We start from the raw sequence: 23,442 nt of genomic DNA on the forward strand, positions 1-23,442 counted from the left end.
TCGGTCCGGACCACCGCGCGGAACCGATGCCGAGCCGTGCCCTGTCGTGCCATCGTGGGCCGTCCAGGAAGGGCGGACAGGGATCACCGCGCACGACGCAGCGGGGGGCGCGCCATGGCGGACGTACGGACCGATGCCCGGACCACGGAGCCCGCACCGCGGCGCGGCGTCGCCCATCTGGTGTGCGGGCGGCGCAGCAAGTGGCTGGTGGTGCTCCTGTGGCTGGTCGTCCTGGTCGGGGTGGCGCCGCTGGCGCAGAAGCTCACCGACGCGCAGGACAACGACGCCCAGTCCTGGCTGCCGGGCTCGGCCGAGTCGACACAAGTGCTCGACCTCTCCAAGGACTTCCGCCCGGAGACCATCCCCGCCATCGTCGTCTACGCGCGCGAGGGCGGCCTGACCGTGGCGGACCGGGCCCGCATCGCGGCCGACGCCCGGCAGATCCGGGGGCTCGACGACCACGGCCTGCGCGGCGCGCAGACCGTCGGGCCGGTCTTCGACAAGCCGGTACGGCCGTCCGCGGCGCAGATCGCCGTGCCCATCACCATGGACGCGAAGGGCTGGCAGCGGATCGCGCCCGCCGTCGACTCCGTACGGGACCAGACCGGCAAGTCGGTGGGCGGCCTCACGATCCACATCACGGGCCCCGGCGGCACGTCGGCGGACTTCTCCAAGGCGTTCGAGGGCATCGACTCGACGCTGCTCCTGTCCGCGCTCGGCATCGTCGTCGTGATCCTCCTGTTCACCTATCGCAGCCCGTCGCTGCTGCTGGTGCCGGTGGTGAGCGTGGTGGCGGCCCTGTTCACGGCGCAGGCGCTCATCTATCTGCTCGCCAAGCACGCGGGCCTCACCGTGAACGGGCAGAGCGCGGGCATCCTCACCGTCCTCGTCTTCGGCGCGGGGACGGACTACGCCCTGCTCCTGGTCGCCCGGTACCGGGAGGAACTGCGCCGCCACGAGGACCGGCACGAGGCGATGGCGCTCGCCCTGCACCGGGCGGGCCCGGCGGTCCTCGCCTCCGGCGCGACGGTCGTGTGCAGCATGCTGGTGCTGCTCACCGCCGACATGAACTCCACGCGCGGCCTCGGCCCGGTCGCCGCGATCGGCGTCGCCGTCGCCCTGCTCGCCATGCTGACGCTGTTCCCCGCCCTGCTCGTGGTGTTCGGGCGCTGGCTGTTCTGGCCCGTCGTCCCGCACCTGGGCTCCCCGGAGCCCACCGAGCGCGGTGTCTGGTCACGGATCGGCCGCCGCATCGCGCACCGGCCGCGCCTGGTGTGGTCCGCGACGGCGATCACCCTGGCCGTCCTCTCGCTCGGCCTGCTGCAACTGCGAGCGGAGGGCATCAGCAACGCCGACTCCTTCACGGACAAGCCGGACTCGATCGCGGGCCAGGAGGTCTCCGCGAAGTACTTCCCCGCGGGCACCGGCGATCCGCTCGTCGTCATCGCCAACAGTGAGCGGAGCGGGCGCGTGCGGCTCGCGGTCGCGCGTACGGAAGGGGTCGTCGCGCGCAGCATCAACGTCCCGCCGAACACCGCGCCCGAGCACGACGGCCGGGTCCTGTTCGAGGCCACGACCAGGGCGCCGTCCGACAGCCAGGCGGCCCGGGACACCGTGCAGCGGGTGCGGGACGCGGTGCACGCCGTGCCGGACGCGGACGCCAAGGTGGGCGGCGGCTCGGCGACCCTGCTCGACATGGACCGCGCCACCGCCCACGACAACAAGCTCGTGATCCCGCTGGTCCTGGTGGTCGTCCTGCTGATCCTCGGGCTGCTGCTGCGCGCCGTGGTCGCGCCGCTGCTGCTGATCGGGACGGTCGTCCTGTCGTTCGCCGCGGCCCTCGGCGTCAGCGCGCTCGCCTTCCGCCACCTGTTCGACTACGCGGGCGAGTCGACGGACTTCCCGCTCTTCGTCTTCGTCTTCCTGGTGGCGCTCGGCATCGACTACAACATCTTCCTGACCACCCGCATCCGCGAGGAGGCCGCCCGCCAGGGCACCCGGCCGGGCGTCGTCACGGGCCTGTCCGCGACCGGCGCGGTGATCACCTCGGCGGGCCTGGTCCTCGCCGGCACGTTCGCCGCCCTGGGCACGCTGCCGATGGTGGCCTTCGCCGAGATCGGCTTCGCGGTCGCGCTCGGCGTCCTCCTCGACACCTTCATCGTCCGCTCGGTCCTGGTGACGGCACTCTTCCTGGACGTGGGGTCACGGGTGTGGTGGCCTAGCGCCCTCGCGGGGTCGTCGGGCGGGGCGCCGGGCGGTGTGTCGGGCGGGGCGCCGCACGGTGGGTCGGGCGGGGCGCCGGGTGGTGTGTCGGGCGGGGCGCCGGACGGCCCGCCGGGAGCGGCACCGGGCGGTGCGCCGGGGGCAACGCCGGGCGATGCGCCGGGACCAGCACCGGGCGGTACGTCAGGAGCGACGCCAGGCGATGCGTAGGGGCAACGCCAGGCGGTGCGCCGGGACCGACACCGGGCGGTGCGTAGGGGCAACGCCAGGCGATGCGCCGGGACCGACACCGGGCAGCGCGCCAGGAGCGACACCAGGGAGCGCGCCAGGACCGACACCGGGCGGTGAGCCAGGGGCAACGCCAGGCAACGCGCCAGGACCGACACCGGGCAGCGCGCCACGAGCGACGCCAGGCAACGCGCCAGGACCGACACCGGGCAGCGCGCCAGGAGCAACGCCAGGCAACGCGCCAGGACCGACACCGGGCAGCGCGCCAGGAGCAACGCCAGGCGATGCGCCGCGAGCGACACCGGGCAGCGCGCCAGGCGGTACGCTAGGCGGATCCTCAGGCGGTGCGGCGGATCAGTGCTAGGTACATCGCGTCGGTGCCGTGCAGGTGCGGCCACAGCTGGACGTCGGGGCCGTCCCCGACAGCCGGGACGCCGTCGAGCAGTGGCCGGGCGTCAATCAGTTCGGCCCCGCCGGTCGCCTTCAGCACGTCGTCGACGACGGCCCGCGTCTCCGCCAGGTGCGGCGAGCAGGTCGCGTAGCCGACGACACCGCCGACGCGTACGGAGTCGAGCGCCATGCGGAGCAGGGAGCGCTGGAGCGGCGCGAACCCCTCCAGGTCCTGCGGACGGCGCCGCCAGCGCGCCTCGGGCCGCCGCCGCAGGGCGCCGAGCCCCGTGCAGGGCACGTCCACGAGGACCCGGTCGAACGTGCCGGGCCCCCACGGCGGGCGCGTCCCGTCGGCGGCGATCACCTGGTACGGCCCCCGGTTCCCGCGCAGCGCCTTCGCGACGAGGCCCGCGCGGTGCGGCTGCTTCTCGGCGGCGAGCAGCATCGCCCCACGCTCGGCGGCGAGCCCGGCCAGCATCGCGGCCTTGCCGCCGGGGCCCGCGCAGCCGTCGAGCCACTTCTCGTCCCGGCCCTCGAGGGGCGCGTTCGCGAGTGCGAGGGCGACGAGCTGACTGCCCTCGTCCTGCACCCCGGCCCGGCCGGAGCGCACGACGTCGAGCGCGCCCGGCTCCCCGCCCTCCGTCAACCGCACGGCGTACGGGGACCAGCGGCCCGGAAGCGCGGACTCCTCACCCACGTCAGCGAGGACGGCGTCCGCCGTGATGCGCCCGGGGCGCGCGACCAGCGTCACCTCGGGCCGCTCGTTGTCCGCCTCAAGAAGGTCCTCGATCCCGGCCCGCCCGCCGCCGAGCGAGTCCCACAGCGCGGAGACGATCCATCGCGGGTGCGAATGCACCACGGAGAGGTGTTCCTCGGGGTCCTCGTCATAGGGCGGCGCGACTTTCTCCAGCCACGTGTCGAGATCGTGCTGCGAGACCTTGCGCAGCACGGCGTTGACGAACTTGGCCCGCCCGTCGCCGAGCACCACCCGCGCCAGCTCCACGGAGGCGGAGACCGCCGCGTGCGTCGGGATGCGCGTGCCGAGCAACTGGTGCACGCCCATGTTCAGCACGTCGAGCACCGGCGGATCGACCTCGCGCAGCGGCCGGTCGATGCAGGCCGCCACGATCGCGTCGTACGTGCCCTGGCGGCGCAGCGTCCCGTACACCAGCTCGGTGGCGAGCGCCGCGTCCCGGCCGTCGAACTTCCCCGGCCCCTCCTTCTCGCGGGCCTTGCGCAGCAGCGGCGGCAGCACGAGGTTCGCGTAGGCGTCCCGCTCGTCGACCGCGCGCAGCGCCTCGAACGCGAGGATGCGCACGGGGTCCTTCTGGGGGCGGCGATGCGGCTTGCCCGGCTTACGTGGCCTGCGGCTGGACGGGGTCGGCTGGTCGCTCAAAGGTGCTCCGCTGGTGGGGTCGTACGAGAAGTACGCAGAGGTCGTACGGGCGTACGGGATGGACGTACGCCGAGGTGAACCCTCCCAGCGTACGTCCACGCCGCCGACGTGCGGGACGCGGCTCAGCCGAGCTGCTCGCCGGAGGCGATGCGCACCCCGCGCGCCCAGTCGGCGGCGGCCATCGGCTTCTTGCCCTGCGCCTGCACCCAGAGCAGCTCGACGGCGTGCGAGCCGGTGCCCACGTACAGGTTCTTCTTGCCGACGCCCAGTTCGCCGGGGGCCAGGTCGGTGCGGTCGGGGGCGAGCACGGCCGTGCGCACCTTCAGGCGCTCGCCCCGGAACTCGGTCCAGGCGCCGGGCGAGGGCGTGCAGCCGCGCACCACGCGGTCGACGCGGAGCGCGGGCGCGGACCAGTCGATCCTGGCGTCCTCGACGGTGATCTTCGGGGCGAGGGAGACGCCGTCGGCGGGCTGCGGCACGGCCTTGAGCGAGCCGTCCTCGATGCCGTCCATCGTCGCGACGAGCAGCCCGGAGCCCGCGAAGGCGAGACGGGTCAGCAGGTCGCCGCTGGTGTCGGTGGGCCTGACCCGCTCGGTCACCGTGCCGTACACGGGCCCGGAGTCGAGGCCCTCCTCGATGAGGAAGGTGGAGGCGCCGGTGATCTCGTCGCCCGCCATGACCGCGTGCTGCACGGGCGCCGCGCCGCGCCAGGCGGGCAACAGGGAGAAGTGCAGGTTCACCCAGCCGTGGGCGGGCACGTCGAGGGCGACCCTCGGCAGGAGCGCGCCGTAGGCGACGACCGGGCAGCAGTCCGGGCCGATCTCGCGCAGGCGGGCGAGGAAGTCCTCGTCGCGCGGCCGGTTCGGCTTGAGCACCTCGATGCCGGCCTCCTCGGCCCGCTCCGCGACGGGGCTCGCGACGAGGCGGCGGCCGCGGCCCGCGGGCGCGTCGGGGCGGGTCACGACGGCGGCGACCTCGTGCCGATCGGAGGCGATCAGTGCGTCCAGAGCGGGAACGGCGACCTCGGGGGTGCCGGCGAAGACGAGCTTCATCGGTGGCTAACGGCCTCTCGGGGCAGGGTCACGGGCAGCGCACCAGTCTATGGGGCGCGCGCCGGAACACGCGCCCCGCACGGGAACGGATACACCGCAACAGCGTGACCCCTCACTGAATGGCGCGTTGGTCAAGAAAGAGTTGACCAGACCAGGGGTCGTGCTCACTCAGCTCCCTCCGCCGGCAGCGGAGGCTGGTGCTTGCTGCGTGCGCGGCCCGACCGTTCTCATCGCCGGTTCGAGAGGCTTGTACATGGCCGACCACGCAACCCACGACGCCCAGGCACGGGCCAGCCTGCACCTGCTGGTGCGGGACATCGAGCGGGTCCGACGGCAGGTGGACGCACTGCGCACCCTCACCGCGCAGCTCGGCAACGTCTACCGGCCCCGCCGCTCCGGCCCCGCCGCGGGCTTCGTCGTCTACGGGCGGGCCCCCGCACCGACCGTCCGCCTCGCGCAAGAGTTGCGGGACAGTGTCGAGACCCTGGTGACCGCCGCCGTGGACTTCGACCGTTCGCTGGGTTTCTCGTGGGACGCCGTGGGCTCGGCCCTCGGCGTCACCAAGCAGGCGGTGCACCGCAGGTACGGGGCGCGCAGGGCGGTCGCCCAGGCGGCGGCCGACGCCGAGCGCGCCGGCGACACGACGACGGCCCAGCGCCCCGCGCTGCCGCTGCCCACGGGCACCCTCCCCTCGGTACCGGCCGCCCGCGCCATGCCGACCCAGCCGACCGCGAGCAGCCAGGGCCTGCGCGACGAGGCCCGGCCAAGCGCCTTCCCCGGCCCACGCAACGGTTGAAACCGTGCGCTCTTTGCTGCCTCCTCGCCCATGGGCGGGGAGGCAGCGGCGTACGGGGGGCAGGACCCCGACAGCGACCTCCCGCCCCCCTTGGGTCATCCGATGTCCGGTGGATCCACCCGCACCCGTACCGGTTCCGTCCCGCCCCGGGCCATGCGTGCCGCCTGGGCCTGTTTCAGGGCGTGGGCCAGGGCGGCGCCGCTGCCCGGGGGGACGCGTACCAGGAAGCGTTCGCCCGGGTCCTCCTGCGGTGCCGGCCCCGTACGGCGGGCGCGGGGCAGCGGGACCGGGCCGAGAACCTCCGCGTCCGGGGGCAGTTCGACCGCGCCGAGGAAGTCGCGCAGCGCCTCCGGCGCCCCGGTCACCGAGGCCATCCGGGAGACGGGCGGGAAGCCCAGCTCGGCCCGGTCCGCCAGTTCGCGCACCGCGTGCCCCGCCGGGTCCCAGCGGACCAGCGCCTGCACGGGCCGCAGCGTCGGCTCGGCCATGATGACGACGGTGCCGCCCGCCTCCTGGGGCCGCACGAGCGCGGCGGCGGCGATCCAGCGGCGCAGCGCGTCCTCCCCCGCCCGCAGGTCGGGCCGCCCGAGCATGGCCCACCCGTCGAGAAGCAGCGCGGCCGCGTAACCGCCCTCGGCGACGGGTTCGGCGCCGGGTGTGCTCACGACCAGCGCGGGCGCCGCCGACACCGTGTCGAGCACCTGCTCACGCCCTGAGGTGCGCACCGGCACCGCGGGAAAGGCCCGGCCCAGCTCCTCCGCCGTCCGCCGCGCCCCGACGACCTGCGCCCGCAGCCGGGTCCCGCCGCACTCCGCGCAGTGCCAGTGCGCCTCCTCGCGACCGCACCAGCCGCAGGCCAGGACGCCGGTCGCCGCCCGCGCCTCCAACGGCCCCGCGCAGTGCCGGCACCGGGCGGGCGTACGGCACTCCTGGCAGGCGAGGCGCGGCACGTATCCGCGCCGGGGCACCTGTACGAGGACCGGCCCGTCCCGCAGCGCGGCCCGCGCCACGTCCCAGGCGAGGCTCGGCAACCGGGCGGCCCGCGCCGCCTCGTCCCGCGCGACATCCAGGTCCCCGACGGTCCGTACGAGGGGCGCGACCTGCCGCACCGCTTCCCTGGGCGCGGCCACGGCCCCGGCCCACCCACTGCGCACCAGTTGCGCGGCCTCGACGGTGCAGCTCCAACTCCCCAGCAGGAAGCCGCACTTGTCCCGCGTCGCCCGCAACTCGAGAACCTCCCGCACATGCGGGAACGGCGCCCGGTCGTCACTGTGGTGCGCGTCCCCGTCGTCCCACACGACCACGAGCCCCAGGTTCCGTACGGGGGCGAACATGGCGGCCCGCGTCCCCACCACCGCCCGCACGGCGCCCCGCCGCACGGCGAGCCACTCGGAATAGCGCCGCTGGTGCCCGGCGTCGGCGGTGAGCAGGGCGTGCTGCCCCTCCCCCAGCGCCTCGCGCAACGCGGCGTCGACCCGTGCCGCAAGACGTACGGTCGGGACGACGACGAGCGCCCCGCGCCCGGAGGCGAGCGTCGCCTGCACGGCGCGGGCGATCTCCCCGGCCCACTCGGGCCCGGGCAGCGCGGTCCACACGGCGCGCGGGGCACCCCCGGCGGCCAGGGACGCGAGCAGATTGGGCCCCCGCTCGTACCGCTGCCACGAACCCGGTTCGGGCGCGGGCGGCGCGGGTGGCGGCGCCGGGAACTCCCGCGCCTCGGCCTTGCCGTGCCGGGGCGGCACCGCGAGCTGCAGCACGTCGGCGAGGCTCCCGGCGTACCGATCGGCGACGGCCCGCGTGAGCCCCAACAGCTCGGGGTCGAGCACGGGTTCGGGCGAGAGGACCTGGGCGAGCGCGGCGAGCGGCCCCTGGTACTCGGCCTCGGCGACCCGCTCGATGAGGAACCCGTCGATGAGGCCGCCGCCCTCGCGCCGCCCGTCCCGCACGTTCTTCGACCCGGCCCCGAACCGCACCCGCACCCGCACCCCGGGCTGCGCGGCGGCGTCCAGCTCCTCCGGCACCGCGTACTCGAAGTACCGGTCGAGGTGGAGCACCCCTTTGTCGACGAGCACCCGCGCGACGGGCAGCTCCTTGGCGAGCGCGGCCCCCCGCCACGTACGCGGCTTCGCCTTCGGCACCTTCGCCCGCCGCACACTCTCCCGAATGAGCGCAAGCTGCTCCGGCGGCTCGGGGGTGTCGTTCTCGCTGCTCACAGTCGTATTCCTACCAGAGAGCACCGACAGCGCCGGGCCCGGGAAAAGCGCCGGGGCCCGACCCTCCCGAAGGAGAACCGGACCCCGAGAGCCAGGTGAGCGGGGCTCAGACGCCCGCGGCCTTCCGCAGCGCGTCCACCCGGTCCGTCTTCTCCCACGTGAAGTCGGGCAGCGGGCGGCCGAAGTGGCCGTAGGCGGCCGTCTGGGAGTAGATCGGGCGGAGCAGGTCGAGGTCGCGGATGATCGCGGCCGGGCGGAGGTCGAAGACCTCGGAGATCGCCGTCTCGATCTTGTCCGTGTCGACCGTGTTCGTGCCGAACGTCTCCACGAAGAGGCCGACCGGCTCGGCCTTGCCGATCGCGTACGCGACCTGGACCTCGCAGCGCGCGGCGAGACCCGCGGCGACGACGTTCTTGGCGACCCAGCGCATCGCGTACGCGGCCGAGCGGTCGACCTTGGACGGGTCCTTGCCGGAGAAGGCGCCGCCGCCGTGGCGGGCGTAGCCCCCGTACGTGTCGATGATGATCTTGCGGCCGGTGAGGCCCGCGTCGCCCATCGGGCCGCCGATCTCGAAGCGGCCGGTCGGGTTGACCAGGAGGCGGTAGCCCTCGGTCTCCAGCTTGATGCCGTCGTCGACGAGCGCCTTCAGCTCCGGCTCCACGACGAACTCGCGGATGTCGGGGGCGAGCAGCGAGTCGAGGTCGATGTCGCTCGCGTGCTGCGAGGAGACCACGACGGTGTCGAGGCGGACCGCCTTGTCGCCGTCGTACTCGATGGTGACCTGGGTCTTGCCGTCGGGGCGCAGGTAGGGGATCGTCCCGTTCTTGCGGACCTCGGACAGGCGGCGCGAAAGCCGGTGCGCCAGGTGGATCGGGAGCGGCATCAGGTCCGGCGTCTCGTCGCACGCGTAGCCGAACATCAGGCCCTGGTCGCCGGCGCCCTGCTTGTCGAGCTCGTCCTCATCGCCCTCGACACGCTTCTCGTACGCCGTGTCGACACCCTGCGCGATGTCGGGCGACTGCGAGCCGATGGAGACCGAGACGCCACAGGACGCGCCGTCGAAGCCCTTCTTCGAGGAGTCGTAGCCGATCTCGAGGATCTTGTCGCGCACGAGCTGCGCGATCGGCGCGTACGCCTTGGTCGTGACCTCGCCGGCCACGTGCACCAGGCCGGTGGTGATCAGCGTCTCGACGGCGACGCGGGACGTGGGGTCCTCGCGCAGCAGCGCGTCGAGAATGGTGTCGCTGATCTGGTCAGCGATCTTGTCGGGGTGACCCTCGGTCACGGACTCCGAGGTGAACAGGCGACGGGACACAACGCTCCCTGTGGTTGCAGCGGCTGCTGGCTGATCATTGTTGGACTGCCGGGAGCTGCGCCCGGCGGTGTCCGCGTTCAGTTTATCGGTCGCGCTCGGCCGCCGGACCACACATCTCGCCCCTTGGGAGGGCTGTGACCTGCGACACGGCATTCTGCGCCACGATGAACCGTCTCCGGAAGACTACTGGGCGCCGCGAATTACCGGGTTTTCAGACACGCCGGACGACTTCGTCCCAGATCCGGTCCGCGAGCGCCTCCTTCGGACCGTACGGGATCGGCGTCTCGGTGCCGTCGGCGCCCAGGATGACGGCCTCGTTCTCCTCGGCGCCGAAGGTCTTGCGCTCCCCGACCTCGTTGACGACGAGCAGGTCACAGCCCTTGCGGGCGAGTTTGGCGCGGCCGTTGGCGAGGACGTCGTCGGTCTCGGCGGCGAACCCGACGACGATCTGGCCCGTACGGGCGCGCGTGCGGGACACCTCGGCGAGGATGTCGGGGTTGCGGACGAGCGCGATCGGGGCGGGCTCCTCGCCGTCCTTCTTCTTGATCTTGCCGGTGGCGTACGTCTCGGGGCGGAAGTCGGCGACCGCCGCCGCCATGACGACCGCGTCGGCGTCCGCCGCCGCCTTCAGGACCGCCTCGCGCAACTGCACGGCCGTGCCCACGTGGACGACGTCGACGCCCGCCGGGTCCGGCAGCGTCGCGTTCGCGGAGAGAAGAGTCACGCGGGCGCCGCGCGCGGCGGCGGTGCGGGCCAGCGCGTAGCCCTGCTTGCCCGAGGAGCGGTTGCCGAGGAAGCGGACCGGGTCGAGGGGTTCGCGGGTACCGCCCGCACTGACCACGACGTGCTTGCCCGCGAGATCGGAGACGGCGGCTTCGGCGCCGCGCGCCAGGACCCGGCGCGCGTACTCGAAGATCTCCACCGGGTCCGGGAAGCGGCCCTTGCCGGTGTCGACGCCGGTCAGCCGGCCGACGGCGGGCTCGATGACGAGGGCGCCGCGGCGGCGCAGCGTCGCCACGTTCTCCTGCGTCGCCGGGTGCTCCCACATCTCGGTGTGCATGGCGGGCGCGAAGACGACCGGACAGCGGGCGGTGAGGAGCGTGTTGGTGAGCAGGTCGTCGGCGAGGCCGTGGGCGGCCTTGGCGAGCATGTCGGCGGTGGCCGGGGCGACGATCACCAGGTCCGCGTGCTGCCCGATCCGCACGTGCGGCACCTCGTGGACGGACTCCCAGACCTCGGTGGAGACCGGGTTGCCGGAGAGCGCGGACCAGGTGGCGGCGCCGACGAAGTGCAGCGCGGAGTCGGTGGGGACGACACGTACGTCGTGGCCGGACTCGGTCAGGCGGCGCAGCAGCTCGCACGCCTTGTAGGCGGCGATCCCGCCGCTGACCCCGAGCACGACCTTGGGCTTGGACGACACCGGCTCTCCCCTGGCTTCGGAAAAACGTACGACTCCATGACACACCACAGGCCCGACAGACGGGCTGTCGGGCCTGTGGGAAAGCTGACGGAGCTACTGCGCCGGGCCCTCGATCGCCTCGGACGTCAGCAGACCCGCGTTGATCTCGCGAAGGGCGATCGAGAGCGGCTTCTCGTGGACGTGCGTGTCCACCAGCGGGCCGACGTACTCGAGGAGACCCTCACCGAGCTGCGAATAGTACGCGTTGATCTGACGCGCGCGCTTGGCGGCGTAGATGACCAGGCTGTACTTCGAGTCGGTGGCTTCGAGCAGCTCATCAATCGGCGGGTTGATGATGCCCTCGGGCGCGGTGATGGAAGAGGACACTCTCTGCCTTCCGATGGGGGCCGGAACCGGGGTCCCGGCTGGGGTAAAGATCAAAGAACCTTCATCAAGGCTAGCAGCTCACGCGCCACGTCCTCGACGGAGGTGTTGACAAGGGTCGTGTCGAACTCCGCCTCGGCGGCCAGCTCCACCTTCGCGGCCGCGAGCCTGCGCTCGATGACCTCCGGCGCCTCGGTGCCGCGCCCGGTGAGCCGGCGGACCAGTTCGTCCCAGCTCGGCGGGGCGAGGAAGACCAGCTGCGCCTCCGGCATCGACTCCCTGACCAGGCGAGCACCCTGGAGGTCGATCTCGAGCAGCACCGGCTCCCCCGCCTCCAGGCGGTCGAGCACGGCGCCGCGCGGAGTGCCGTAGCGGTTCCCCGCGAACTCGGCCCACTCGAGGAGCTCGCCGTTGGCGATCAGCTTGTCCATCTCCTCGTCGGTGACGAAGAAGTACTGGACGCCGTGCTGCTCGCCGGGGCGCGGCTTGCGGGTCGTCGCCGACACCGAGAGCCAGACCTCGGGGTGTTCCTTGCGCATATGGGCGACGACCGTGCTCTTGCCGACCCCCGAGGGGCCGGAGAGCACGGTCAGCCGCGGACGTTCACTCATGCAGCGATTATTCCAGTTGTTCCGGAGTGCCCCGGACCAGCCCGGGGGCCGGCCCATGGCCTCAGGCTCCGGTGCTGCCGAACTCGCGCTCCAGGGAGGCGATCTGGTTGGAACCGAGACCGCGCACCCGGCGGGATTCGGAGATCCCGAGACGCTCCATGATCTGCTTGGCGCGGACCTTGCCCACGCCCGGCAGGGACTCCAGGAGGGCGGAGACCTTCATCTTGCCGATGACGTCGTTCTCCTGGCCCTGCTTGATGACCTCGTGGAGGGAGGCGCCGGAGTGCTTGAGTCGATTCTTCACCTCGGCCCGCTCCCGGCGAGCCGCGGCGGCCTTTTCGAGCGCGGCTGCGCGCTGTTCAGGGGTAAGGGGCGGAAGAGCCACGCCTACGTCACCTCGGATGTCGAAACTGTCGGATACGGACCGGTGAGGAACCTAGTCGCCCCACACCTCTCGACGGAGACTAGCGGCCTCGGCCGTCTGAGTCAGCGAGAACAGACGAAAAGTCCTGGTCAGCCTCTATGGAGCCGCGCATTTCCGACAAAACAACCCGCAAATCGGTCAGGATTCGGACGCGGGCCGGAAAGTCGGCACGCAGTGCCACCCCGGGGCACCTGCCTCAGGCGCCCTCGACCGCCTCACGCACCTCGTCCGCGAACCGCACGGCCGCGTCCCGCAGCGCCGCGACCGAGGGTCCGGCCTTGAGGACGCCCCGGCTGACGTTGGGTACGACGTTGCGCACGGCGGCGCCGAAGACCGTCGGGAGATCGGCGGCGGTGGCACCCTGGGCCCCGATGCCGGGCGCGAGGAGCGGGCCGTTGATGCCGAGCTCGTAGGAGGACAGGTCGCCGAGGGTCGCGCCGACGACCGCGCCGAAGGAGCCGAGCGGGCTCTCCCCCGCGTTCTCCTCGGCGAGGTGGGCGAGCATCGTCGCGCCGACGTTGCGCCCGTCGGCCCGCACCGCGTGCTGCACCTCGCCGCCCTCCGGGTTGGAGGTGAGCGCCAGGACGAAGAGGCCCGCGCCCGACTCGCGCGCGAGGTCCACGGCGGGCTTCAGGGAGCCGTAGCCGAGGTACGGGGAGACGGTCAGGGCGTCGGAGAACAGCGGGGAGTCCTTGTGGAGGAAGGTCTCCGCGTACGCGGCCATGGTGGAGCCGATGTCGCCGCGCTTGGCGTCCATGACGACGAGGGTGCCCGCCGCGCGCAGGTCGGCGACGGCGCGCTCCAGGACGGCGATGCCGCGCGAGCCGAACCGCTCGAAGAACGCGCTCTGGGGCTTCACGACAGCCACGGTGTCGGCCAGGGCCTCGACCGACGTCCGCGTGAAGGTCTCCAGGCCCGCGATGTCGTCGCTCAGGCCCCAGGAGGAGAGCAGGGCGGCGTGCGGGTCGATGCCGACGCAGAGCGGGCCGCGCTCGTCCATGACGCGGCGCAGGCGGGCGCCGAAGGGTTCGTTGGCGCTCATGCGGCCTCGGCCTTCTTCTTCACATCGGCGCCCACCGCGTCGGCGAGCGTGGCGTACGGGGAGTTGTTCAGGCGCGCGGCGAGGCCCTTGTGGATCGCGCGGGCGTAGAACGGGCCCTCGTAGATGAAGGCCGAGTAGCCCTGGACCAGGGTGGCGCCGGCGAGGATGCGCTGCCAGGCGTCCTCGGCGTTCTCGATGCCGCCGACGCCGACCAGGGTGAGGCGGTCGCCCACGCGCGCGTAGAGGCGCCTGAGGACCTCCAGGGAGCGCTCCTTGAGCGGCGCCCCGGACAGACCGCCGGTCTCGTCCACGACGGCGCCCTTGGTGCGCAGGCCCTCGCGGGAGATCGTGGTGTTGGTGGCGATGATGCCGTCCAGGCCGAGTTCGACGGCGAGGTCGGCGACCGCGTCGATGTCCTCGTCGGCCAGGTCGGGCGCGATCTTCACCAGGAGCGGGACGCGGCGCGTGCGCACGGTGCGGTCGGCGGCGTCGCGCACGGCGGTGAGCAGCGGGCGCAGCGCCTCCGTGGCCTGAAGGTTGCGCAGGCCGGGGGTGTTGGGCGAGGAGACGTTGACGACGAGGTAGTCGGCGAAGGCGGCCAGGCGCTCGGTCGACTTCACGTAGTCCGACGCGGCGTCGGCCTCGGCGACGACCTTGGTCTTGCCGATGTTGACGCCGACCGTCGTCTTGAAGACCGGGTTGCGGGACGCCAGGCGGGCGGCGACGGCGAGCGAGCCCTCGTTGTTGAAGCCCATGCGGTTGATGAGCGCGCGGTCCTGGACGAGCCGGAAGAGGCGCTTCTTCGGGTTGCCGGGCTGCGGCTCGCCCGTGACGGTGCCGATCTCGACGTGGTCGAAGCCGAGCATCGCCATGCCGTCGATCGCGACGGCGTTCTTGTCGAACCCGGCGGCCAGGCCGAAGGGGCCGTGCATGCGCAAGCCCAGGGCCTCGGTGCGCAGCTCCTTGTAGTGCGGCGCGAGGGCGGCGGCGATGTAGGTGCGCAGGACGGGGACGCGGGCGGCGCCCCGGATCCAGCGGAAGGCGGCGTAGTGGGCCTTCTCGGGGTCCATGCGCTTGAAGACGAGGTGGAAGAACAGCTTGTACATGACGGGGTCCTCAGGAGTCGGGCGGCTGCCTCATGAAGAGCGGGCCTCATGAAGAGGGGGACACCGTTTCCGGTGTCCCCCTCCAAGGGCCGCTAGTCGCGGGCCGCGGTCAGGTGTTCCGCGTGTTCCTGCAAGGAGCGGACGCCGACGTCGCCGTGGGTGAGGGCGTCGATGCCCTGGACGGCGGCGGCGAGCGCCTGGACCGTCGTCAGGCAGGGCACGGAGCGGGCGACGGCCGCCGTGCGGATCTCGTAGCCGTCGAGTCGGCCACCGGTGCCGTACGGGGTGTTGACGATGAGGTCGACGTCGCCGGAGTGGATCAGCTGGACGATCGTCTTCTCGCCGTTCGGGCCCTCGCCCTCGGACTGCTTGCGCACGACCGTGGCGTTGATGCCGTTGCGCTTGAGGACCTCTGCGGTGCCGGAGGTGGCCAGCAGCTCGAAGCCGTGGGCGACCAGCTCGCGCGCCGGGAAGACCATCGAGCGCTTGTCGCGGTTGGCGACCGAGATGAACGCGCGGCCCTTCGTCGGCAGCGGCCCGTACGCGCCCGCCTGCGACTTGGCGTACGCCGTGCCGAAGACGGAGTCGATGCCCATGACCTCGCCGGTGGAGCGCATCTCCGGGCCGAGGACCGTGTCGACGCCGCGGCCCTGGATGTCGCGGAAGCGCGACCAGGGCATGACGGCCTCCTTGACGGAGATCGGCGCGTCGAGCGGCAGCGTGCCGCCGTCGCCGTGCTTGGGCAGCAGGCCCTCCGCGCGCAGCTCGGCGATGGTGGCGCCGAGCGAGATGCGGGCGGCGGCCTTCGCGAGCGGCACCGCGGTCGCCTTCGAGGTGAAGGGGACGGTTCGCGAGGCGCGCGGGTTGGCTTCGAGGACGTAGAGGATGTCCCCGGCGAGCGCGAACTGGATGTTGATCAGGCCGCGGACGCCGACGCCCTTGGCGATGCCCTCGGTGGAGGCGCGCAGGCGCTTGATGTCGAAGCCGCCGAGGGTGATCGGGGGCAGGGCGCACGCCGAGTCGCCGGAGTGGATGCCGGCCTCCTCGATGTGCTCCATGACGCCGCCGAGGTAGAGCTCCTCGCCGTCGTAGAGGGCGTCGACGTCGATCTCGATGGCGTCGTCGAGGAAGCGGTCCACGAGCACGGGGCGGCTCGGGCTGATCTCCGTCGACTCCTCGATGTAGGAGGAGAGCCGGGTCTCGTCGTAGACGATCTCCATGCCGCGGCCGCCGAGCACGTAGGACGGGCGGACGAGGACGGGGTAGCCGATCTCGTCGGCGATCGCCTTCGCTTCCGCGAACGTGGTGGCGGTGCCATGCTTGGGCGCGGGCAGACCGGCCTCCGCGAGGACGCGGCCGAAGGCGCCGCGGTCCTCGGCGGCGTGGATCGCCTCGGGCGAGGTGCCGACGACGGGGACGCCGTTGTCCTTGAGCGCCTGGGCGAGACCGAGCGGGGTCTGGCCGCCGAGCTGGACGACGACGCCCGCGATCGGCCCGGCAAGCGACTCCGCGTGGACGATCTCCAGGACGTCTTCGAGCGTCAGCGGCTCGAAGTACAGGCGGTCGGAGGTGTCGTAGTCCGTGGAGACGGTCTCCGGGTTGCAGTTGACCATCACGGTCTCGTAGCCCGCGTCGCTGAGCGCGAAGGAGGCGTGGACGCAGGAGTAGTCGAATTCGATGCCCTGGCCGATGCGGTTCGGGCCCGAGCCCAGGATGATCACCGCGGGCTTCTCGCGGGGCGCGACCTCGGACTCCTCGTCGTAGGAGGAGTAGAAGTACGGCGTCTTCGCGGCGAACTCGGCGGCGCAGGTGTCGACCGTCTTGTAGACCGGGCGGACACCGAGCGCGTGCCGGACCTCGCGGACGACGTCCTCGCGCAGCCCGCGGATCTCCGCGATCTGCTGGTCGGAGAAGCCGTGGCGCTTGGCCTCCGCGAGCAGGTCGGCGTCCAGGCGCTCGGCGGCCGCCAGCTCGTCCGCGACCTCCTTGATGAGGAAGAGCTGGTCCACGAACCACGGGTCGATCTTCGTGTAGTCGAAGACCTCCTCGGGCGTGGCACCGGCCCGGATCGCCTGCATGACGGTGTTGATCCGGCCGTCGGTCGGGCGCACGGAGGCTTCGAGCAGCTCCTTCTTGTCACCGACCGGGCCGACGAAGGTGAACTGGCTGCCCTTCTTCTCCAGGGAGCGCAGCGCCTTCTGGAACGCCTCGGTGAAGTTGCGGCCGATCGCCATGGCCTCACCGACCGACTTCATGGTCGTGGTGAGGGTGGAGTCGGCGCTCGGGAACTTCTCGAAGGCGAAGCGCGGGGCCTTCACGACCACGTAGTCGAGCGTCGGCTCGAAGGAGGCCGGGGTCTTCTCGGTGATGTCGTTCGGGATCTCGTCGAGCGTGTAGCCGACGGCCAGCTTGGCGGCGATCTTCGCGATCGGGAAGCCGGTGGCCTTCGACGCGAGCGCCGAGGAGCGGGAGACGCGCGGGTTCATCTCGATGACGATGACGCGGCCGTCGGCCGGGTTGATCGCGAACTGGATGTTGCAGCCGCCGGTGTCGACGCCGACCTCGCGGATGATCGCGATGCCGATGTCGCGCAGGCGCTGGTACTCGCGGTCGGTCAGCGTCATCGCGGGCGCGACGGTGATCGAGTCGCCGGTGTGCACGCCCATCGGGTCGAAGTTCTCGATGGAGCAGACGACCACGACGTTGTCGTTCTTGTCGCGCATCAGCTCCAGCTCGTACTCCTTCCAGCCGAGGATGGACTCCTCCAGGAGCACCTCGGTGGTCGGGGAGAGCGTGAGGCCCTGACCTGCGATGCGGCGCAGCTCCTCCTCGTCGTGCGCGAAGCCGGAACCGGCGCCGCCCATCGTGAAGGAGGGGCGGACGACGACGGGGTAGCCGCCGAGGGTGTCGACGCCCTTGAGCACGTCGTCCATGGAGTGGCAGATCACCGAGCGGGCGGACTCGCCGTGCCCGATCTTCTTGCGGACCTCCTCGACGACGCCCTTGAAGAGGTCGCGGTCCTCGCCCTTGTTGATCGCCTCGACGTTGGCGCCGATCAGCTCGACGCCGTACTTGTCGAGGACGCCCTGCTCGTGCATGGAGATCGCGGTGTTGAGCGCGGTCTGGCCGCCGAGGGTCGGCAGGAGCGCGTCGGGGCGCTCCTTCGCGATGATCTTCTCGACGAACTCGGGGGTGATCGGCTCGACGTACGTGGCGTCGGCGATCTCCGGGTCGGTCATGATCGTCGCCGGGTTGGAGTTGACGAGGATGACGCGCAGGCCCTCGGACTTGAGGACGCGGCACGCCTGGGTGCCGGAGTAGTCGAACTCGGCGGCCTGGCCGATGACGATCGGGCCGGAGCCGATGACCAGGACGGACTGGATATCGGAGCGCTTAGGCACGCTGGCCCTCCATCAGGGAAACGAAGCGGTCGAACAGGTAAGCGGCGTCGTGCGGTCCGGCCGCCGCCTCCGGGTGGTACTGGACGGAGAAGGCCGGCTGGTCGAGCAGCTGGAGACCCTCGACGACCTGGTCGTTCAGGCAGACGTGGGAGACCTCGGCGCGGCCGAAGGGCGTCTCGCTGACCTTGTCGAGCGGCGCGTCCACGGCGAAGCCGTGGTTGTGCGCGGTGACCTCGACCTTGCCGGTGGTGCGGTCCTGCACCGGCTGGTTGATGCCACGGTGGCCGTACTTCAGCTTGTACGTGCCGAAGCCGAGGGCGCGGCCGAGGATCTGGTTGCCGAAGCAGATGCCGAACAGCGGCGTCTTGCGCGCGAGGACGGCGCGCATGAGCGTGACCGGGCCCTCGGCGGTGGACGGGTCGCCGGGCCCATTGGAGAAGAAGACGCCGTCCGGGGAGACCGCGTACACCTCCTCCTCGGTGGCGGTGGCGGGCAGGACGTGCACCTCGATGCCGCGCTCGGCCATGCGGTGCGGGGTCATGCCCTTGATGCCGAGGTCGATGGCGGCGACGGTGAACTTCTTCTCACCGACGGCCGGGACGACGTACGCCTCCTTGGTGGCGACCTCCTCGTAGAGGCTCGCGCCCTTCATCTGCGGCTGCGCCTGCACCTTGGCGACAAGGTCGGCGTCGGGCGCGAGGGTCTCGCCGGAGAAGATGCCGGAGCGCATGGAGCCGCGCTCGCGCAGGTGGCGGGTGAGGGCGCGGGTGTCGACGCCGCTGATGCCGACGACGCCCTGGGCGCTCAGCTCGTCGTCCAAGCTGCGCTTGGAGCGCCAGTTGGACGGCACGCGCGCGGGGTCGCGCACGACGTAGCCGGAGACCCAGATGCGGCCCGACTCGTCGTCCTCGTCGTTCCAGCCCGTGTTGCCGATCTGCGGGGCGGTGGCGACCACGATCTGGCGGTCGTACGACGGGTCGGTGAGGGTTTCCTGGTAGCCGGTCATGCCGGTGGAGAAGACGGCCTCGCCGAAGGTCTCCCCCACGGCCCCGTAGGCGCGGCCGCGGAACACCCGGCCGTCCTCCAGGACGAGAACGGCGGGAACCTTGGTCCCCCTTGTGGAGGTGGTCATCGTGCGGTGCCTTCCGTCGTGATGTGCTTGTTGCTCATGTCGTTGATGGCGGTGACCCACTCGGCCTGCTCGGCGGCGTGGTCCGAGCGGAACCCGGAGTCGATCAGCTTGTCGCCGTGGGCCCAGGTGACGATCAGCAGACCGCCCTCCGTGAGCACCTTGCCGGCGATGCCCTTGTCGAGCCGTGCCTCGCGGAGCGCGTCCGCCGGGACGAAGAAGTCGGCCGCTCCGGGGCGTACGACGTCGAGTCCGGCGTCGGTCAGGGTCAGCTCGACGCGGCTGCGGGTGCCCAGGCCGTGCGCGACGATGCGGTCGAGCCACTGCCCGGCGGTGGTGGAGCCGTGGTAGCGGCCGCTCATGGTCAGTCTCGGCTCACCCGGCGTCCCGGGCGACTGGGGCAGGGGCGGTACGTCGCCTTGCAGCGTGCCGCGCCACTTCCAGCCCTGGCGCATCAGCCAGTACACGAGGGCGACGAAGAGGAGCAGGCCGACGATCCAGCCGATGCGGTCGGCCCAGTCGGTCACGTCCGCCGACTTCTGTTCGGCGGCCAGAACCAGGGGGCGGATGGGGTGCAGAGGTGTCACGCGAGCTTCCCGTCGGCGAGGGTGGCCTTGCCCCGCAGCCAGGTGTGGGTGACGCGCCCCGGCAGCTCACGGCCCTCGTAGGGGGTGTTGCGGCTGCGGGAGGCGAAGCCCGCGGGGTCCACGGTTCCACGGTAGTCCGCGTCGACCAGAACGAGGTTGGCGGGCTCACCTGCCGAGACGGGACGCCCGTGGCCCTTCGCCTGTCCGATCTCGGCGGGCTTGAAGGACATGCGGTCCGCGACGCCCGCCCAGTCGAGCAGGCCGGTCTCCACCATCGTCTGCTGCACGACGCTCAGTGCCGTCTCCAGGCCGACCATGCCCATGGCGGCGGCGGCCCACTCGCAGTCCTTGTCCTCGTGCGGGTGCGGGGCGTGGTCGGTGGCGACGATGTCGATCGTGCCGTCCGCGAGCGCCTCGCGCAGCGCCATGACGTCCTTCTCGGTGCGCAGCGGCGGGTTGACCTTGTAGACCGGGTTGTACGAGCGCACCAGCTCGTCGGTGAGGAGCAGGTGGTGCGGGGTGACCTCGGCGGTCACGTCGATGCCCCGGGACTTGGCCCAGCGCACGATCTCCACGGACCCGGCGGTCGAGAGGTGGCAGATGTGGACGCGGGAGCCGACGTGCTCGGCGAGCAGCACGTCGCGGGCGATGATCGACTCCTCGGCGACGGCGGGCCAGCCGCCGAGGCCCAGCTCGGCGGAGACGGTGCCCTCGTTCATCTGGGCGCCCTCGGTGAGCCGGGGCTCCTGCGCGTGCTGGGCGACGACGCCGCCGAACGCCTTCACGTACTCCAGGGCGCGGCGCATGATCACGGCGTCGTGGACGCACTTGCCGTCGTCGGAGAAGACGGTGACCCCGGCGGTGGAGTCGTGCATGGCGCCCAGCTCGGCGAGCTTCTGGCCCTCAAGGCCGACGGTGACGGCGCCGATGGGCTGCACGTCGCAGTAGCCGTGCTCCTGGCCGAGCCGGTGGACCTGCTCGACGACGCCGGCGGTGTCGGCGACGGGGAAGGTGTTGGCCATGGCGAAGACGGCGGTGTAGCCACCGGAGGCGGCGGCCCGGGTGCCGGTGAGGACGGTCTCGGAGTCCTCGCGGCCCGGCTCGCGCAGATGGGTGTGCAGGTCGACGAGGCCCGGCAGGAGGACCTTGCCGCCGGCCTCGACGACCTCGTCGACACCGTCGGCGCTGAGGCCGCTGCCGACCTCGGCGATGACGGTTCCGTCGATCAGTACGTCCTGCGGCTCGCCGCCGAGCACCTTCGCACCGCGGATCAGGGTCTTGCTCATGGTTACTTCTCCTCGGTACGAGAGTGGGTGACGGCGGGCTCGGCGCCGCCGAGCAGCAGATAGAGGACGGCCATCCGGGTGTGGACGCCGTTGGCGACCTGCTCGATGGCGGTGCAGCGGTCGGAGTCCGCGACCTCGGCGGTGATCTCCATGCCGCGCACCATCGGGCCGGGGTGCATGACGATGGCGTGCTCCGGCATCTTCGCCATGCGGTCGCCGTCGAGGCCGTAGCGGCGCGAGTACTCGCGCTCGGTCGGGAAGAACGCGGCGTTCATCCGCTCGCGCTGGACGCGCAGCATCATCACGGCGTCGGACTTGGTGAGCGTGGAGTCGAGGTCGTAACTGATTTCGCAGGGCCAGGTCTCGACGCCGACGGGGAGCAGGGTGGGCGGCGCGACGAGGGTGACCTCGGCGCCGAGGGTGTGCAGCAGGTCGACGTTGGAGCGGGCGACACGGCTGTGCAGGACGTCGCCGACGAGCGTGACGCGCTTGCCGTCGAGGCCCTGGCCGATCCCGGCGTCGGCGCCGACCAGGCGGCGGCGCATCGTGAAGGCGTCCAGGAGCGCCTGGGTGGGGTGCTGGTGGGTGCCGTCACCGGCGTTGATCACCGGGGCGTCGATCCAGCCGGAGTTCGCGAGCCGGTAGGGGGCGCCGGACGCGCCGTGCCGGATGACGACGGCGTCGACGCCCATCGCCTCCAGGGTCTGCGCGGTGTCCTTCAGGGACTCGCCCTTGGAGACGCTGGAGCCCTTGGCGGCGAAGTTGATGACGTCGGCCGAGAGCCGCTTCTCGGCGGCCTCGAAGGAGATCCGGGTCCGGGTCGAGTCCTCGAAGAAGAGGTTGCAGACGGTCCGGCCGCGCAGCGCGGGCAGCTTCTTGATGGGCCGGTCGGCGACGCGGGCCATCTCCTCGGTGGTGTCGAGGATGAGGACGGCGTCGTCGCGGGTGAGGTCGGCGGCCGAGATGAGGTGTCGCATCATCGGGGGTGCTCCGTAGGGAGGTTCAGGAGATTTGGGGCATACGGGCGCGCGAGGGCACACCTTTCGGGCCGTACGAGCGAGCGGACGGCCGAAGGGTGCTACTGCTCGGCCGCCTTGGCGTCCTGCTTGGCACCGAGCAGCACGGCGTCGCGGCCGTCCTCCTCGGCGAGCTGGACCTTGACCGTCTCCCGCAGCGACGTGGGGAGGTTCTTGCCGACGTAGTCGGCGCGGATCGGGAGTTCGCGGTGGCCGCGGTCGACGAGGACCGCGAGCTGCACGGCGCGCGGGCGCCCGATGTCGTTCAGGGCGTCGAGGGCGGCGCGGATGGTGCGGCCGGAGAAGAGCACGTCGTCGACGAGGATCACGAGGCGGCCGTCGATCCCCTCGGCGGGGATGTCGGTGCGGGCGAGCGCGCGCGGCGGGTGCATGCGCAGGTCGTCGCGGTACATCGTGATGTCGAGGGAGCCGACGGGGACGGCGCGGCCGGTGATGTCCCGGAGCTTGTCGGCCAGGCGGCGGGCGAGGAAGACGCCTCGCGTGGGGATGCCCAGGAGAACCACGTCCTCGGCGCCCTTGGCGCGCTCGACGATCTCGTGGGCGATACGGGTCAGCACCCGTGCGATGTCAGGACCTTCGAGGACGGACCGGGCATCGGAATTCTGCGTGTCCATACGAAACGGACCCCCTTCTCCGCCTCACGGGACGGATCTTAAAGGACGTCGTCATTGCGCCAACCAGAGTACCAGCCCCCGAACACCGCTGATCACCACCCTGGAGGGGCGCACGAGGTGCGAGATCGCCCGATTTGGGAGAAGGTCGGTACGGACCATTCGGCTTGACGCGGCCAAGTAACGCTGCGTAACCTCACAGTGAGTTACCAGCCACGCGGCGCAGCCGCACAGTGATGCAGTGTCCGGGGAGCTATATGTCCAGCGAATACGCCAAACAGCTCGGGGCCAAGCTCCGCGCGATCCGTACCCAGCAGGGCCTTTCCCTCCACGGTGTCGAGGAGAAGTCCCAGGGACGCTGGAAGGCGGTCGTGGTCGGGTCGTACGAGCGCGGCGACCGCGCCGTGACCGTGCAGCGCCTTGCCGAGCTGGCGGACTTCTACGGGGTCCCGGTGCAGGAGCTGCTGCCGGGCACGACCCCGGGTGGCGCTGCCGAGCCGCCGCCGAAGCTCGTCCTGGACCTGGAGCGCCTGGCCCACGTGCCGCCGGAGAAGGCGGGGCCGCTGCAGCGGTACGCCGCCACGATCCAGTCGCAGCGCGGTGACTACAACGGCAAGGTGCTGTCGATCCGCCAGGACGACCTGCGCACCCTTGCGGTGATCTACGACCAGTCGCCCTCGGTCCTCACCGAGCAGCTCATCAGCTGGGGCGTCCTCGACGCGGACGCGCGGCGTGCGGTGGCGCACGAAGAGGCCTGATCGGGGCCCTTTTACCGAGGTACCGAAGAAACGTCACACCCCGAGGGGCGGAGC

19 protein-coding genes are annotated in these 23,442 nt (G+C 72.0%); 3 read left to right on the forward strand and 16 right to left on the reverse strand.

The annotated features are described in order from the left end of the window. Positions 1-114 precede the first annotated feature (114 nt). On the forward strand, positions 115-2,433 hold the full coding sequence (locus ABZ877_RS34940) for an MMPL family transporter (RefSeq protein ID WP_361079750.1): 2,319 nt from the start codon (positions 115-117) through the stop codon (positions 2,431-2,433). A 355-nt stretch (positions 2,434-2,788) separates the two neighbouring features. On the opposite strand, the gene ABZ877_RS34945 is transcribed toward ABZ877_RS34940, so the two are convergent. Continuing rightward, positions 2,789-4,237, reverse strand: a complete 1,449-nt coding sequence (locus ABZ877_RS34945) for a transcription antitermination factor NusB (RefSeq protein ID WP_361079752.1) — start codon at positions 4,235-4,237, stop codon at positions 2,789-2,791. Between the two features lie 122 nt (positions 4,238-4,359). Continuing rightward, positions 4,360-5,289 carry a methionyl-tRNA formyltransferase gene (gene fmt / locus ABZ877_RS34950; protein ID WP_361079755.1) on the reverse strand — a complete coding sequence of 310 codons (930 nt, stop codon included), beginning with the start codon at positions 5,287-5,289 and terminating at the stop codon, positions 4,360-4,362. Between the two features lie 253 nt (positions 5,290-5,542). On the opposite strand from fmt, the gene ABZ877_RS34955 reads away from it, so the two are divergent. Further along, complete coding sequence (locus ABZ877_RS34955; RefSeq protein WP_361079757.1) at positions 5,543-6,085, forward strand: hypothetical protein; 543 nt, start codon at positions 5,543-5,545, stop codon at positions 6,083-6,085. Positions 6,086-6,180: 95 nt separating this feature from the next. Here the strand turns inward: ABZ877_RS34955 and ABZ877_RS34960 are convergent, their stop codons facing one another. The 14 genes from ABZ877_RS34960 to pyrR form a co-directional block, all read right to left on the reverse strand. Then, positions 6,181-8,298 carry a primosomal protein N' gene (locus ABZ877_RS34960; protein ID WP_361079759.1) on the reverse strand — a complete coding sequence of 706 codons (2,118 nt, stop codon included), beginning with the start codon at positions 8,296-8,298 and terminating at the stop codon, positions 6,181-6,183. 106 nt (positions 8,299-8,404) lie between these two features. After that, positions 8,405-9,613 (reverse strand): methionine adenosyltransferase, encoded by a 1,209-nt coding sequence (gene metK, locus ABZ877_RS34965; RefSeq protein ID WP_361079761.1) that lies wholly within the window; start codon positions 9,611-9,613, stop codon positions 8,405-8,407. A gap of 211 nt (positions 9,614-9,824) precedes the next feature. Next, a complete protein-coding gene (gene coaBC / locus ABZ877_RS34970; RefSeq protein WP_361079763.1) occupies positions 9,825-11,033 on the reverse strand; it encodes a bifunctional phosphopantothenoylcysteine decarboxylase/phosphopantothenate--cysteine ligase CoaBC in 1,209 nt (402 codons plus the stop codon). A 93-nt stretch (positions 11,034-11,126) separates the two neighbouring features. Beyond that, positions 11,127-11,399: a DNA-directed RNA polymerase subunit omega gene (gene rpoZ, locus ABZ877_RS34975; protein WP_005319902.1), complete on the reverse strand. Its 273-nt coding sequence runs from the start codon at positions 11,397-11,399 to the stop codon at positions 11,127-11,129. Between the two features lie 50 nt (positions 11,400-11,449). Beyond that, positions 11,450-12,007: a guanylate kinase gene (gmk, locus tag ABZ877_RS34980; RefSeq protein ID WP_361079765.1), complete on the reverse strand. Its 558-nt coding sequence runs from the start codon at positions 12,005-12,007 to the stop codon at positions 11,450-11,452. Positions 12,008-12,068: 61 nt separating this feature from the next. Next, positions 12,069-12,392, reverse strand: coding sequence for an integration host factor (locus ABZ877_RS34985; RefSeq protein ID WP_026246651.1), 324 nt, complete (start codon positions 12,390-12,392; stop codon positions 12,069-12,071). A 235-nt stretch (positions 12,393-12,627) separates the two neighbouring features. Beyond that, entirely contained in the window at positions 12,628-13,473 is an 846-nt protein-coding gene (gene pyrF / locus ABZ877_RS34990) for an orotidine-5'-phosphate decarboxylase (protein WP_361079767.1), read from the reverse strand. Continuing rightward, a complete protein-coding gene (locus ABZ877_RS34995) occupies positions 13,470-14,579 on the reverse strand; it encodes a quinone-dependent dihydroorotate dehydrogenase (RefSeq protein WP_361079769.1) in 1,110 nt (369 codons plus the stop codon). Before ABZ877_RS34995 ends, pyrF begins: the two co-directional genes overlap by 4 nt. Positions 14,580-14,671: 92 nt before the next feature. After that, complete coding sequence (gene carB, locus ABZ877_RS35000; RefSeq protein WP_361079771.1) at positions 14,672-17,980, reverse strand: carbamoyl-phosphate synthase large subunit; 3,309 nt, start codon at positions 17,978-17,980, stop codon at positions 14,672-14,674. Continuing rightward, a complete protein-coding gene (gene carA / locus ABZ877_RS35005) occupies positions 17,973-19,112 on the reverse strand; it encodes a glutamine-hydrolyzing carbamoyl-phosphate synthase small subunit (RefSeq protein WP_361079773.1) in 1,140 nt (379 codons plus the stop codon). The genes carB and carA overlap by 8 nt, the downstream gene beginning before the upstream one ends. Then, complete coding sequence (locus tag ABZ877_RS35010; RefSeq protein WP_361079775.1) at positions 19,109-19,696, reverse strand: hypothetical protein; 588 nt, start codon at positions 19,694-19,696, stop codon at positions 19,109-19,111. Before ABZ877_RS35010 ends, carA begins: the two co-directional genes overlap by 4 nt. Further along, positions 19,693-20,982: a dihydroorotase gene (locus ABZ877_RS35015; protein ID WP_361079777.1), complete on the reverse strand. Its 1,290-nt coding sequence runs from the start codon at positions 20,980-20,982 to the stop codon at positions 19,693-19,695. The genes ABZ877_RS35010 and ABZ877_RS35015 overlap by 4 nt, the downstream gene beginning before the upstream one ends. 2 nt (positions 20,983-20,984) lie before the next feature. Beyond that, positions 20,985-21,962: an aspartate carbamoyltransferase catalytic subunit gene (locus ABZ877_RS35020; RefSeq protein WP_361079779.1), complete on the reverse strand. Its 978-nt coding sequence runs from the start codon at positions 21,960-21,962 to the stop codon at positions 20,985-20,987. A gap of 98 nt (positions 21,963-22,060) precedes the next feature. Next, positions 22,061-22,633 carry a bifunctional pyr operon transcriptional regulator/uracil phosphoribosyltransferase PyrR gene (pyrR, locus tag ABZ877_RS35025; protein WP_361079781.1) on the reverse strand — a complete coding sequence of 191 codons (573 nt, stop codon included), beginning with the start codon at positions 22,631-22,633 and terminating at the stop codon, positions 22,061-22,063. A 254-nt stretch (positions 22,634-22,887) separates the two neighbouring features. On the opposite strand from pyrR, the gene bldD reads away from it, so the two are divergent. Further along, positions 22,888-23,388 (forward strand): transcriptional regulator BldD, encoded by a 501-nt coding sequence (bldD, locus tag ABZ877_RS35030; RefSeq protein ID WP_093894511.1) that lies wholly within the window; start codon positions 22,888-22,890, stop codon positions 23,386-23,388. The last annotated feature ends 54 nt before the right edge of the window (positions 23,389-23,442 follow it).

The organism is Streptomyces sp. NPDC046939 (assembly GCF_040644575.1).
Classification (GTDB): Bacteria; Actinomycetota; Actinomycetes; order Streptomycetales; family Streptomycetaceae; genus Streptomyces.